This window comes from Bacillus sp. RE35 (assembly GCF_052146655.1).
Classification (GTDB): domain Bacteria; phylum Bacillota; class Bacilli; order Bacillales; family Bacillaceae_G; genus Bacillus_A; species Bacillus_A cereus.
In genome coordinates this window covers 1,802,879-1,816,943 of the sequence record NZ_CP197377.1, presented here as the reverse complement: position 1 = coordinate 1,816,943, position 14,065 = coordinate 1,802,879, and the positions used below count along the sequence as shown (strand labels likewise).

The window sequence follows — 14,065 nt, the reverse complement described above, 5'->3', positions numbered from 1 at the left end:
AGAAAAAATGTAATAAATATATCGATAGAGTATTGCATAAATAATGATAAGTAAGAATTCATATAAACATGAATTCTTACTTATCATTATTCTTAACTTTTCCTTTCATTCATTACTATATTTAAAGCTGCCATAGCTTTTGGCCAACCAACGTAAAAAGCCATATGTGTTATTAATGCAACCAATTCATTCTCCTTAATCCCATTTTGTTTAGCTAGCTTCAGATGAAATTGTAATTGTTCTGTATTACCGAGACTGATTAGTGCTGACACAGTACACAAACTTCTTTCCCTTAATGTTAAAGTGGCATCCCGCCACACTTCCTCAAATAATATCTTTTCACTATAATGAGCAAATGCAGGTGCCATTTCTCTCATTTTCTTTTTAATATGTACTTCAATAAGTTCATTTTTCATTTTTTTCTCCCTTTATTTTCATCATTTGTGCTATTCCTTGACCAAATGACCAGTTTTCAGCAGCTGTCTCATTTAGTGTAATAAAAATATTCGAAGTTTTAACGTCGGAATATTCCGTAATTTTTAAAGATATCGATTGATACAAATCTTTTTTCTGTTGCACCGTTCTTCCCGGTCCACATGTAATAGAAACATATATCATATTCTCTGTTCTCTTTTCTCCTCTTTCCAACAAATAATATGGATTATATAAAAATTTATTTTGTTGGTAAGGTAAGAACATTTGAAAATAATCATTTTCAGGGATGTTAAAATGTTCAATTAACGAAAGATGGATACATTCACCCATTTTTTCCAACTCTTCTTCATTTAATATGTTTTCAGGATAATAAATCTTCACAAAAGGCATAGACTTTCATTCCTTTTCTTATTTTTAATATACAACAAAATTTCATCGTGAAATGTGTAAAATCTCATATACTGTAGCACCTTTATTTACTATAATATCAGGCTTCTCTTCATAAAACTCAAACCTACTATATCCCCATTTATCCGGATTATAAACGATTACATTCCCTAAACACTTTTCATTGTTTTGTACATTTTCATTCATCATGTTTAATTGAGTCCCAATCAGCGTTTTACTTTGAGCAATACTTCCTGCATATTCAACAACATATCTACTTTTCTTAAATCCATCACTTAGATTAACAACTAATGGAACACCTATATGTATTTGTTGCCAACCAAACGATTGTAAAATATTATCGTAATACCCTTCAAAGATAAATTTATTCATCCCTTCATGCCCATTCCAAATATATAAAGGTGCATAGGAGTTATAAAAATTCCCGTCTTTCTCCGTTTCCGTAATTAAATAAGCTTTAAAATTTAGTGCTTGGAAACCATCAGTTTTATAACCATTATCCTTTACCCTTTTCTTAATAATTTCCATGTCATAATCCTTTGGCAAAATGACCTTATATTGCATTCCAATCATGTTTATCACTCGCTTTCAATCTTATATACATTATGATAAATCGATAAGTAGCTAACGTAAAATAGGTATAAATTATGTTTGGTATCATTTATAATGATAGTGCATAAGGGGCTGAGATATATGGAAATAAATGATCTTATTATATTCAAAACTGTAGCCAGTGAGGGTTCTATTAGTAAAGCTGCTAAAGAGTTAGGTTATGTTCAACCGAACGTAACTGAAAGAATCAAAAAATTAGAACAAGAATTAGAAACACCCTTACTACATAGAGATAACAAAGGCGTTTCCTTATTACCTTCTGGTGACATTTTATTAGATTACACGAATCAAATATTAACTCTATTAGAAGAAGCGAAAGATAAAATTAAAACAAGTGGGTCTTCTTATATAATCGCGACGTCACAATCGATTTTGACTAATTATTTAAGTAAGCGTATTAAAGAAAATTTCATGAATTATCAAATATATGTAGAAAATAGTAGTCATTTGCCAAAATTACTGCAGCAACAAAAAGTTGATATGGTCATCACTTATGAGGATGATTCTGGTGCAGGTTTTAAAAAAGTATTTACTACTTCAATTTCTATAGGCTTACTAAAAGATCAAGAAAAATGTATCATTGACTATTCAAAGGAACTCTTCTTCGTTAGCAATGACAAAAAGTGCCCTTTTAGAAATAAGACGATACAATTTCTAAAAGAAAATAATTTATCTCAGCGTCAACTTCAACAATTAGATTCTTATTCGCTTATGGAAGAGTTTATTCAGGACGGAAAAGGGATAGCCTTTTTGCCGATTAAAAATGATAAATTGGTACCAATTGAAGATGTTCCAGTTGAAAAATTAGCTGTTCATTTTTTTACAAATCAAAACTCTTTCAAACAAATCCCTGATGAACTATTCGGTTAATAAAAAATCCCTCCTTTATGAATCTAAAAGAGGGATTTTCATATTCTATACAATTGATTTTTCACACATTTTGCTCCACTTCTGCACTTTTCTCCTTCTTATTCCGTTTCATATTCTTCAGTCCCTTAACCGTGCCAACTAATCCTTTCGGGAAAACTAGCAATACGATAATGTACAATAAACCAAGAATAATCGTCCATCGTTCAAAGATCGGATACTCTGTAGCTAGTTCTGATAAATAATATTTTAGAGATTCAATAATTCCAGCTCCTGCAATTGCTCCAATTAACGTTCCAACCCCACCAATCATCGTCATCAATAATGCATTTAATGTCATTTCAATTGAAAATACAGTCGTATTAACAAAACGCAATGTGATAACAAATAAACCACCGCTAATCGCAGCTACTACTCCTGCAACAATGCTAGCAATAATTTTATAATGAAGCACTTTATATCCTAGTGCTTCAACACGTTGCTCATTTTGGGAAATTGCCTTTAATACTTTTCCAATAGAAGATTTGGTGAAAAGACGTAACAGAACAAAAATGATAAGTAAACATATAAGTGTTACATAATAAAACGTAAAACGATCACGGAATACGTCTGGTACACCAAATGTAAAACCATCTCCTCCGTGAGTAAGCCCACGCCATTTTTCAGCAAGTACAAAAAATAACTGTGAAATAGCAAGTGTTAACATTGCATAAAAATGACTTTTCAATCGTAAAGAAAGCAAACCAATTATATAACTAACGATTGCTGAAACGATAATTGCAGCTACTATTCCAATTAAAAAGTTCGTTATTGATACGCCTTGTCGATCAAATAAAAGTGCTACCCCATATGCTCCTATCCCAAAGAACATACAATGACCGAACGATACAATTCCTGTATACCCAAGCAATACATCAAAACTCATTGCAAAAATAGCAAAGATGAAGATTTGAGTGAACAAAATTAACAGGCTCCGTGAATCATTTACGAACGGAAATACACTTAAACAAATGAGCATACATACTCCGAAGTATACTTTAATTCGGTCCGATGTGTTGTTCACCATTTCACCCCTTTTCACCAACAAGTCCAGTTGGCTTCACTATTAAGAAAAATAGTAACATTAACATATTAATTGCAAGTGATAAATCTGGTATAAAATACGCTGTAAAAGCACCAGCTAATCCGACAATTAAAGAAGCAATAGCTGAACCTTGAACGCTTCCTAATCCACCGATAATTACTACTATAAAAGCTAAAATTGCATACTGCATGCCCATCTCGGCGAAAATAACGCCCGAATACGGTGCTAATAAGAATCCTCCCAAAGCTGCCATCCCTGCCCCTAATAAAAAGACGAAAGAAAATATCGCTTTTACATTAATACCAAGCGCTTGAACCATTTCTTTATCCATTACACCTGCACGGATCATAAGACCTATCTTCGTCTTTTTGAGTAATAGTAGTAGTGCAATGTAAATAATTATCCCAATCAAAATAACAAATAGACGATATTTAATTAATATAATACCTCCGAATGTAAAACTTCCTTGTAACCATAACGGTAATTTTGCACTAATAGGGTTTGGCCCCCAAAATATTTTAATACACTCACTAAGAACGAGCATTCCTCCAAGCGTAACGAGCAGCTGTCGAACATGATTTCCATATACCGGCCTAATAAGAAACCTTTCTAAAATAAATCCTAGGAACATTCCCATGGCTACTGCTCCAACTAAAGCTAATATATAACTTCCTGTCACATTAAATAACCAAACACCTGTAAATGCTCCCCATGCAAATAAACCACCGTGTGCAAAGTTTAAAACGCTCATTAAACCGAAAATAAGTGAAAGACCTGATGCTAACAAAAAAATGAGCATCCCTGTTGAAATCCCATTTACAAATAAATTGATTAACACATCCATCCTTTTCACCTCGGATTCATGTTAAGAGATTCCTAAATATTTATGACACATTTCCTTATCCTTTTTTAATTCATTCATAAAACCGTTATGAACAATTCGTCCGTTATCCATAATGTAAAAATAATCGCCAATTTGACTGGCCATCATAAAATTTTGCTCAACAAGTAAAACTGTTGTTTTCTCTTTCATCTTCAAAATAGCTACCATTAATTTCTCCACCATTATCGGGGATAGCCCTTTGCTCGGTTCATCAATAAGTAATAATCCATCACTATTAATAAACGCTCTTGAAATAGCCAACATTTGCTTTTGCCCTCCGCTCAAGAGCCCACTTTTCTTATTCCAAAACTGCTTTAAATCCGGAAATAGTTCCAGCATCCACTCTATTTTCCCTTCTACTTCCTCACCTTTTCCCCTAGCAAGAGCGAAAGTTTCTTCTACTGTCAAATCATGAAAAATACCTTGATTTTCTGGTACATACCCTATTCCTTTCCTTGAAATTAAATGTGTAGGTAATCCACTCACTTTTGCACTATCATAATAAATTTCACCATCTGCAATGCGGTGAAACCCCATCACTGAACGTAATGTCGTTGTTTTCCCTGCCCCATTTCTACCAAACAGTACAGTAATCGTCCCTTTCTCAACAGCAAGAGATACTCCTTGCAAAATATGAAACTGATCTAAATACGTTTCTATATTATTCACTTGTAATAGTGCCACTATATAATCCCCCTAAATAAGCACTTTGTACACGCTCATCTTTCATAATTTCTTCTGGCAATCCTTCAGCCAATAACTCTCCATGAAATAAAACGATAAGATGATCTGACAAACCTAGTATCATATCCATTTTGTGTTCGATAAGTACAATTGTGCTCTCTGGATGTTTCTTAATATTTTCAATCACTTGTAATATAGCAGGGACTTCCTCAACCGAAATACCTGCCGTCGGCTCATCAAGTAATAACACATCCGTTTTTAAAGCTAATAACATCGCAAGTTCTAGCTTCCTTTTCTCTCCATGTGCCAAATCTTTCGCTAATACGTTCTCTTTTTCATGAAGTAATACTGTTTTTAAGAAACGTCTCGCCTCTCCAACTTGTTGCTTTAATTTTGCTGAACTCGGGAAAAAACTATAGTAATCTTGTACGAATGATTGAACACTTAAACGGACATTTTCAAGTACCGTTAATTCTGGGAATATGTTTGTAAGCTGAAAAGAGCGACCGATTCCTAAGCGTGTTCGATCTGAAATCGATAGTTTTGTAATATCTTGCCCTTTAAAATACACTTCACCTGTTGTGGGTGAAATCTGTCCACTTAGTAAATTAAATAACGTTGTCTTCCCCGCACCATTTGGCCCAATAATAGAAATGAGCTTTCCTTTTTGGACAGTTAAATTTACATCTTTAATAACTTGATGTTCACCAAAAGATACACTAAGATTTTTCGTCTCTAGCAAATGTGTCACGAAATCCCTCCCTTTAAAGCCGTGAGTATGAAAGAAATTTGTATAAAGAGGGTCCCCCCTCTTTATACAAAAACAACAGAAAATTCAGTCTATTTATTTTGAACTGGTGGTTCTGTTTCTTTCATCGTTAATTCTCGCTCTAACACTGGCACCGGATAATCAACACCGTCTTGCTTTTTCAATGTGATAGAATACAGTGTCTGCATCGCTTGGTGGTCCTTCTCTCTAAACTTCATCTTTCCTTTCGGTGTATCAAATTCCATTCCTTCCATTTTCTTAATCAAGGTATCTACATCTGTATCACCTTTTGTTTTCTTTAAGGCTTCTACAATAGAAATTGCTGCTGACATTCCTCCTGCTGTAAACAAATCTGGCACTGCACCATTAAAACGTTTTTTATGCTCTTCAACTAGCCAATCATTCACTTTATTTTTTGGAAGTGTGTGATAATATACAGAAAAACCTTGCATACCTACTAATGCATCCATTGTTTTTAATGCTGGTATATCTGGCGCACCTGTAGAAATTTTAATACCTTGCGCTTCCACATTCATATCTTTCAACTGTTTCCAAGGTGAATTTGCCCCTGCCCAAACGATAAATAAATAATCTGGTTTTGAACTAATGATATTTTGAATATTCGCTGTAAAATCTGTTGAATTTGTATCCGCGTATTGCTCATTCACAATGTTCGCACCTAATTTTTTCGCACCCGCTTTAAATGCAGCAATCCCTTCACGACCAAAAGCGTTATCTGGGGCAAATGTTGCAATCTTTACATCTTTTTTCGCAATTGCTGCTGCTCCTGCAATCGCATCTTGTGAGGAACTTCTTCCAGTTCTAAAAATATATTTATTCCAGTTCTTCCCGGTAATACTATCCGCAACTGCCGGTTCTACAACCATAATCTTTTCATATTCTTCAGCCAGTGGTAAAACCGCTAACGTATCACTTGAACTAGACGATCCAACTAAAAAATCAACTTTCTCTTCTTCTAATAACTTCGTAGCTTTTTTAACTGCTACATCCGCTTTCGTTTCTGTATCTTCTACAACAAACTTAATCTTTTTCCCATCTACTTTCCCAGTTCCACCAGTTGCATAATTTAACCCTAATTCAAATCCGTTCACTGTTTGTTTTCCATACGATTCTAGCGGTCCTGTTAAAGAAGCAAGGACTCCTACCTTAATCGTTTTTTCATCCTCTGTACTTGTTTTCTTTCCTGAACAAGCTGCCGTTATTAATAACGAACCTAAAACACAACCAGTAAACATTGTTTTTAGCCACTTACGTTTTTTCATCGACATTGTGATCCTCCCCATACTTTACTTTCTGATAGAATCAAACACGCCAAAATCCCCTGTCCGTAATCATGACTAACTAATTCGATAGATAATGGAAAACTCTTGTAGTACCCTCTACATTCGGCACAAATATATAATCACCTTCCTATGTAATGGAAACGGACATACAATCAATATATATTCTGCAATCCAATTGAAAATACTGTTTCATTTCAGTAATGACCATACAAAAAGACTAACTTATTTTTAAGTTAGTCTTTTCCCCTTAATTAGAGTTAAGTTCTACTTTCTCTAACCCTTCAGCCAATTGTTTCTTATCTAGTCCTTCTCCTATTACTACTAAGTTTGTCGGGAAACCGAAGTCTTGTTCTAATAAAGTTGGTACTCCGAACGAATATTGGAATAGGTGAGGGTATTTATCTCCATGGAATTTCACAAAACCTTTCACTCGATAAATACTATCTGGTAAATTCGAAAGCCATTCATATAATGTGTCTTGATCAATCGGTTTCGTAAATTGATATGTCATTGTTTGTATATGTAAATGCTGTTTGACATGTAGTGTCTCGTGTTCCTCATCATTTGGAAATTCTGCTTCTTCTATATCTTTTAAAGATATATTACAATACTTTGTCTCATACATTTTCGCATGATCATTTATTGCCTTTACTTCTTCAAATACTGTATTCTTATCTTCATCTGTTAGTAAATCTGCTTTATTAACAAGAATGTGACTACCAAATTTCAGTTGCTCATGCAATAGCTGTTGTACATTTGCACTTAATATACTTCGATTTAACCACCTTACTGCATCTAAAACGACTACAATTGATTTCACTTCCAGAAAAGGAGCTAAAATTGGCGAGACACACGCGTCTAACACTTCAATTGGATGCGCAACACCTGTCGTTTCTATATAAATTACATCTGGTCTTTCTTGTTGGTATAACGAATGTAATTGTATTTCAAGCTCTTCTTTTAACGTACAACAAATACATCCTTTAAGAAGTTCTCTTAAAACATTCTCTTTTCCAATAATATCTGTATCTACTGAGTATTCACCAATTTCATTCATTAATACTGCAACTTTTCTATTCTTCTTTTTCTCTGCTAACAATAAATTTTGTAATAATGTTGATTTTCCACTACCTAAAAAACCACCTAATATATGAATCTCCACTTTATTCATTCAACCGACCATCCATTTCTTTACTTCAAATGTATTCAAAGCGTAATAATTACGATTTATATTTATCATTTTATTAAAAGAATGACCATTTGTAAATATAAGAGATTCACTGTTCATTTACTTCATATGCAACTCTAACTCCAGACTCAATTGCCCCTTGCATCCATCCATGTGTTAATGTCGTATGCTCTCCTGCAAAATGTACTTTTCCAGATGGTGGTGTAATATACGGAAATAACTCGAGCTCTTGGCCTGGTTCGAAAGCTGTAAATGCACCGCAAGAATACGGATTTTTACTCCAGCTAAAAGATGTTCCAGTGACAAACTCACTATAGACGATGTCACCGTATATTTCCGCTAAATTTTTTAATGCGTAACGAATACGATCTCTTTGCGGGAGACTATCCCATGTTAACGCCTCATCTGCCCACGTATAACTTGCTATAACGATAGCTGGTCCTGGAGTATGAATGCCATAACTCGGATAGTATGTAAACCGTATCGGTAAATCAGTAATAGATTTACCGCCACACTGTCCCGCTTTCTCCCAAAATCTACTTTTAAACTCTATTGCAATTTTAGTTGCAGCAATATAATTTAATTCACGAATTGCTCTTTTTTTAAAATAAGAGAATAAATAGTATGGCTGAACTTCTACAAATCTTAACGCTGAAAATGGAATTGTAATAATAGCAAAATCACTTGTTATTGTAAATTGCTCTAACGTTTGTTCATGATTTCCTTGTAACATTACTTTATTATCTTCTTGTATAATTTTATCAACCTTATACGGCATTAAAATATGTTCCCTTAATTGTGGTAAGAATGCATTCGATAACTTATCCATTCCACCAGTTATTTCATAATATTTCGTTGTTGAAGTAAAGAAAATCATTTCACGTAATACTTCAATTAAGGACATTCCCATATAAGCTTCCATATCAAGAAGTACCCCAATCATATCTATCGCACCATCTGAATAATACTCCATTAAAAATGAACCAAGCGAATACGTTTTATACTTTTTTTCAACGATAAGCCAGTTTTTATCAGGATCCTTCTTAATGTAATTTAGTATTGGTTCTAATACTTCAATCATTAGCTCTTCTGCCGTTTTTCCTCTTTCTTTATCCAAAACCGGATATTCAAGTACACTTGGATCATTTTCAAACACATTCAATCTCGTTTGAATGTTATTCGTATAAATGATATCTGCAAAAGTTTTATTTATAAAAAGGTTTAAAGGTAGTTTAAATTTATGAATATACGCTAAGGTTAACTTATGGGTGTCAGGGATTCTCATCGGTCCCGCATTAAAATATAAACCCACACTAAATGGTTCCCGAATCGTATACACTCTGCCACCTATTCTGTTATTTGCTTCTATAATCGTTACTTCGTGCCCAGCCTCTTTTAATAAAGAACCTGCAACTAATCCAGAAATCCCTGCACCTGCAATCGTAATCCGTTTTGGGTTATTCTTTTTAACAAGCCCTGCATGAATAATATGAAGCATTTCTTCCATTGCTAATGGATTCCCCATGCCATTTCCCCTTTTACAAAGGATTTTACTGAATTATATTCGGTTCACTGAATTCCTATGTTTTGTTCGCGGGTTTGCACGGATACATTTTCAAATACTTGAATATCTTTTATAAAATGTAATAAACTAGATATGACTCTATAGAAGTAAGACGTATTATCTTACATAATAAAATCAATGAAATTGCGAGGAATTTTGAAATGAAAAAAGGTATTAACCGTGTTGTATTAGTAGGAACAGGAGCAGTTGGATGTAGTTATGCTTACTGCATGATTAACCAGGCTGTAGCTGAAGAATTTGTTTTAGTCGATGTAAATGAGGCAAAAGCTGAAGGGGAAGCAATGGACTTAAGTCATGCTGTTCCATTCGCACCAGCTCCAACTAGAGTATGGAAAGGCAGCTACGAAGATTGTAAAGATGCTGACCTTGTAGTTATTACAGCTGGATTACCACAAAAACCAGGCGAAACACGTTTAGATTTAGTTGAGAAAAACGCTAAAATCTTCAAACAAATCGTTCGCAGTATTATGGATAGCGGATTTGATGGCATCTTCTTAATCGCAACAAACCCTGTAGATATTTTAACTTACGTAACTTGGAAAGAATCTGGTTTACCGAAAGAACGTGTAATCGGTTCTGGTACAACGCTTGATTCTGCTCGTTTCCGCTATATGTTAGGTGAGTACTTCGATATTGGTCCACACAACATTCACGCTTATATTATCGGAGAACACGGCGATACTGAACTTCCAGTTTGGAGCCATGTTTCCGTTGGTATCCAAAAACTACAAACACTGCTTGAAAAAGACAACACGTATAATCAAGAAGATTTAGACAAAATTTTCATAAACGTCCGTGATGCAGCTTACCATATTATTGAGCGTAAAGGCGCAACTTATTATGGTATCGGTATGTCACTTCTACGTGTTACAAAAGCAATTTTAAACGACGAAAATAGTGTATTAACTGTATCAGCTTACTTAGAAGGTCAATACGGTCAAAAAGATGTTTATATCGGGGTACCTGCTGTTTTAAATCGCGGCGGTGTTCGTGAAATTTTAGAGGTTGAATTAAGTGAAGATGAAGAATTAAAATTCGACCACTCTGTTCAAGTATTGAAAGAAACAATGGCTCCAGTTCTTTAATTAAGATAAAAAGCAATCCAATTTATTTTGGATTGCTTTTTATTTTCATTATCTCCTATGACTTTTTAGTGATTTTCTATCATTTCTTATTTTTTAGTCGCATTCTCATTATTTATATCAAGTACATCTAATAAAAAGATAAAGATTGGTATCCCGATAATAAGCCCCCATATTCCAAGGAAATGCTCTGAGAAGATGAGAATCATAAATGTGTAGAATATTGGTAAATTTGTTTTTGCAGACATAAACTTCGGATTTAAAAAATAACTTTCAAGAGCATGGATTACTGTTATGAATACGAGTATGTATACTACGTATATAACTCCGCCTACGTTGTAAGCAATGATACAAAGTGGAAACAAAGAAATAATTACACCTGCAACAGGAATCAACCCTAGTAAGAAAATCATAACAGCTAATACAAGTAGCTGTGGAAATCCTAAAACGATTAATGCAATGACAGTAAGAATACAATTTACAACGGCAATTAAAAACTGAGCCTCAATTACTTTGCCGAACGATCTTGCAAATCTTTCACCAAAATATGCAATTTCTTCATAAAAGATTTTTAACTTACTATCTTTAAACTTTGATGTAAATGTAATAATACGCTCTTTTTCTAATAAGAAAAATAAGCTTAAAATTAGAGATAATAATATTTGTAAACTTACCTTCCCTATATTTGCTATTGATTGATATATGACGTCTACACCTTGTTCTATATATTTTGATACTTCCATCCCATTAATTGTCGAAAGTGCATATTTAACGATTTCATTATCAGGTGGATTTTGAAAAAACAGTTTAAATTGATAAATTAATTGTGAAATTTGTATCGTCAGCACAGGTAAATATTTATATAATGTTGTGCCTATAAAGGAAACTAGTATTATATATAAACATGCAATAACAATTTTCCGGTTTACTTTCAATTTTCTTGAAATAAAACGTTGAAATCGATCCATTAAAAACGTCAGTATAAACGTAATTAATATTAAATTAATCATACTTTTTAATGCGTATAATACAAGCGCTACTATTATTAAAACGAGAAACCGTTGAAACCCTCTACTTCGAAAAAAACTCTTTACTTCATTCATTAAGAATTAACCTCCCCCTTCAATGGATGGAAATTGAATATATTACATTTTATGAACTCCTATAGACAATCTTTCTTACTAATTGAGAAGAATCCTTTTTTTCTTTTCATATTGTTAGATTCGTTTAACTGGAATCCACCAACATAATTTCGGTGGCAGTTATTTTTCATATAATCTTTTATAAACTAGGTGATTTTCTATTTTTGGACTGCTGTTCATACGCATATCCAATATTGAAAAGCTCTTTTTCACCAAACTGTTTCCCTACAAACACTACACCGATTGGTTCTCCATTTTTATCATATCCAGCAGGAACCGCTAATTCCGGATAACCAGCTACAGCTGATAGAAGGACTTCATCGTTATTAATCATAACTAGAGCATCCAAACCTTTTTCTACTAAATACCTATCTAGCTCTTTTCTTGCATTTTCTTGACTCGTTTGCACTACGTTTTCAAACTCTTCTTTCGTTATAGCAGATTTTTCAGACCCTTCAATTAATGTTTGTCCGTATTTTATTCGTCTTTTACTATCCTTTTTATTAAACGCTATAATCTCTTCTAACGATTTTACCGGTACATTCTTTTGCTGTGAAAGATAGTCGTTTACATTATGCTTGAACTCATATTCTAATGTTTGCAAATTATCTACACCCTCAGCACTTAACTGGATATTATCAGTTAATATCGCACCTGCATCTTGAAGGTCTTTTCTAATTTTTTCTACTACTACTTTTCTATTTTCATCTTGTTGGTCTACAGAAAAAAGAAGCCCTATCTTTTTCCCTTTTAATCCATCTATTGATAAATCCTTTGTATAATCAATTCTTTCTTTATCTTTCATTTTTTCTGTCATAACATCTTTTTCGTCATAACCTATCATTGCATTAAATAACGTTGCTACATCTTTTACTGTTCTTGCCATAGGTCCTGCTGTATCAAGAGTTTCAGCTAATGGAATAATTCCTGTTCTACTTACCATACCTAAAGATGGACGTAACCCAACTACTGATTGCTGCGCCGCTGGTGCAACAATCGATCCCGTCGTTTCTGTTCCAATTGCAAGCGGCGCAAAATCTGCTGCAACTACTGTAGCAGATCCTGAACTTGATCCTGAAGTATCGAATGTAATCGGACCGTACGGGTTTAAATTTTGTCCTTTCTTCCCGCTATACCCGCTTGGCATTGTAAAAGATAAATAGTTCGCCCACTCAGACATATTCGCTTTTCCTAAAACAAATGCTCCTTCTTCTTTCAACTGCTTCACAATTGTTGCGTCTTGATCTGCAATCCAATCTTTTAATACATAAGTTCCTGCACTAGTCGGCATCACTTTTTCCGTCTGTACATTATCTTTTACAACGACAGGAATACCATATAAATTCGAATTTTTGTTTCTACCCCGCTCTTGATCTAACTTTCTTGCTTCTTCCATCGCATTAGGATTTATCTCTGTAACAGAATTTAATGTTATTCCATTTTGATCATGTTCTTGTATTCTAAAGAGATAAATACTCGTTAATTCTTCATATGACAACTTTCCATCATCAATCATTTTTTGAAGCTCATCTACAGTCGCATTTACGACTTCTCTTTCTTTTATCTTTACATTTTCTATATTGATTCCTTTAAGCTGATTATGTATCGGTTGTAGCACTCTTTCTTTATCATATACAATACGCTCAGGTTCCTTTGGAAAATAATTTTTATACACGTAATATCCGCCGGCACACGCTAATAAGACAATGCCTCCAGTGATAGACAGCGTTACCTTTACCCATTTCTTCATGTTGCTTCCTCCACTCTATAAGATGCTTAGCTATACAAAAAAGAGAGTTACCTTTTACTTAACTCTCTCCAATCAAAATGCTAAATGAAAAAATGAAAGATTTCAATCTAATTACTTCTTTTTTTGCATTTGCTTTGCTAACATTTCTTTCACTTGATTATACGTTAACCCTGAATTTTTATTTAAACGCTTTACTTCCTCAACATCAGTACCTACCACTGTATATTTTTTCTCATCATTCATTTTTCTAATTCCCTTCTCACCGTATTAT

General features: G+C 33.8%; 15 protein-coding genes. 2 read left to right on the top strand and 13 right to left on the bottom strand.

All coding sequences use genetic code 11. The features are described 5' to 3' along the window. Positions 1 to 92: 92 nt before the first annotated feature. The 3 genes from ACTL4X_RS09480 to ACTL4X_RS09470 are packed head-to-tail and all read right to left on the bottom strand — an operon-like array spanning position 93 to position 1,416. Positions 93 to 416 carry a carboxymuconolactone decarboxylase family protein gene (locus tag ACTL4X_RS09480; protein WP_000787195.1) on the bottom strand — a complete coding sequence of 108 codons (324 nt, stop codon included), beginning with the start codon at positions 414 to 416 and terminating at the stop codon, positions 93 to 95. Further along, positions 406 to 825, bottom strand: coding sequence for a tautomerase family protein (locus ACTL4X_RS09475; RefSeq protein WP_001117232.1), 420 nt, complete (start codon positions 823 to 825; stop codon positions 406 to 408). The genes ACTL4X_RS09480 and ACTL4X_RS09475 overlap by 11 nt, the downstream gene beginning before the upstream one ends. 42 nt (positions 826 to 867) lie before the next feature. Then, positions 868 to 1,416: a DUF4865 family protein gene (locus tag ACTL4X_RS09470; protein WP_000579897.1), complete on the bottom strand. Its 549-nt coding sequence runs from the start codon at positions 1,414 to 1,416 to the stop codon at positions 868 to 870. Positions 1,417 to 1,536: 120 nt separating this feature from the next. Here ACTL4X_RS09470 and ACTL4X_RS09465 point away from each other — a divergent pair, with 120 nt between their 5' ends. Then, positions 1,537 to 2,325 (top strand): LysR family transcriptional regulator, encoded by a 789-nt coding sequence (locus tag ACTL4X_RS09465; RefSeq protein ID WP_000405005.1) that lies wholly within the window; start codon positions 1,537 to 1,539, stop codon positions 2,323 to 2,325. 61 nt (positions 2,326 to 2,386) lie between these two features. On the opposite strand, the gene ACTL4X_RS09460 is transcribed toward ACTL4X_RS09465, so the two are convergent. The 7 genes from ACTL4X_RS09460 to ACTL4X_RS09430 all read right to left on the bottom strand — a co-directional run bounded on the left by ACTL4X_RS09460 (position 2,387) and on the right by ACTL4X_RS09430 (position 9,760). Then, positions 2,387 to 3,340, bottom strand: coding sequence for a branched-chain amino acid ABC transporter permease (locus ACTL4X_RS09460; protein WP_002040965.1), 954 nt, complete (start codon positions 3,338 to 3,340; stop codon positions 2,387 to 2,389). 49 nt (positions 3,341 to 3,389) lie between these two features. After that, positions 3,390 to 4,250, bottom strand: a complete 861-nt coding sequence (locus ACTL4X_RS09455) for a branched-chain amino acid ABC transporter permease (RefSeq protein ID WP_000382805.1) — start codon at positions 4,248 to 4,250, stop codon at positions 3,390 to 3,392. 21 nt (positions 4,251 to 4,271) lie between these two features. Further along, complete coding sequence (locus tag ACTL4X_RS09450; RefSeq protein ID WP_001196696.1) at positions 4,272 to 4,973, bottom strand: ABC transporter ATP-binding protein; 702 nt, start codon at positions 4,971 to 4,973, stop codon at positions 4,272 to 4,274. Further along, on the bottom strand, positions 4,951 to 5,724 hold the full coding sequence (locus tag ACTL4X_RS09445) for an ABC transporter ATP-binding protein (protein WP_000149338.1): 774 nt from the start codon (positions 5,722 to 5,724) through the stop codon (positions 4,951 to 4,953). The genes ACTL4X_RS09450 and ACTL4X_RS09445 overlap by 23 nt, the downstream gene beginning before the upstream one ends. Positions 5,725 to 5,813: 89 nt before the next feature. Further along, positions 5,814 to 7,031: a substrate-binding domain-containing protein gene (locus tag ACTL4X_RS09440; protein WP_000062009.1), complete on the bottom strand. Its 1,218-nt coding sequence runs from the start codon at positions 7,029 to 7,031 to the stop codon at positions 5,814 to 5,816. Between the two features lie 262 nt (positions 7,032 to 7,293). Next, positions 7,294 to 8,217 carry a CobW family GTP-binding protein gene (locus tag ACTL4X_RS09435; RefSeq protein ID WP_001044942.1) on the bottom strand — a complete coding sequence of 308 codons (924 nt, stop codon included), beginning with the start codon at positions 8,215 to 8,217 and terminating at the stop codon, positions 7,294 to 7,296. Positions 8,218 to 8,323: 106 nt separating this feature from the next. Next, complete coding sequence (locus tag ACTL4X_RS09430; RefSeq protein ID WP_000528002.1) at positions 8,324 to 9,760, bottom strand: flavin monoamine oxidase family protein; 1,437 nt, start codon at positions 9,758 to 9,760, stop codon at positions 8,324 to 8,326. Positions 9,761 to 9,960: 200 nt separating this feature from the next. On the opposite strand from ACTL4X_RS09430, the gene ACTL4X_RS09425 reads away from it, so the two are divergent. Next, a complete protein-coding gene (locus ACTL4X_RS09425; protein WP_000715321.1) occupies positions 9,961 to 10,905 on the top strand; it encodes an L-lactate dehydrogenase in 945 nt (314 codons plus the stop codon). 86 nt (positions 10,906 to 10,991) lie between these two features. On the opposite strand, the gene ACTL4X_RS09420 is transcribed toward ACTL4X_RS09425, so the two are convergent. From ACTL4X_RS09420 to ACTL4X_RS09410, 3 genes are all read right to left on the bottom strand, one after another. Continuing rightward, positions 10,992 to 12,005, bottom strand: coding sequence for an AI-2E family transporter (locus ACTL4X_RS09420; protein ID WP_001006596.1), 1,014 nt, complete (start codon positions 12,003 to 12,005; stop codon positions 10,992 to 10,994). Positions 12,006 to 12,183: 178 nt separating this feature from the next. Beyond that, positions 12,184 to 13,794 carry an amidase family protein gene (locus tag ACTL4X_RS09415; protein ID WP_000759479.1) on the bottom strand — a complete coding sequence of 537 codons (1,611 nt, stop codon included), beginning with the start codon at positions 13,792 to 13,794 and terminating at the stop codon, positions 12,184 to 12,186. Positions 13,795 to 13,905: 111 nt separating this feature from the next. Beyond that, positions 13,906 to 14,037, bottom strand: coding sequence for a hypothetical protein (locus tag ACTL4X_RS09410; RefSeq protein WP_000997344.1), 132 nt, complete (start codon positions 14,035 to 14,037; stop codon positions 13,906 to 13,908). Positions 14,038 to 14,065: the final 28 nt, after the last annotated feature.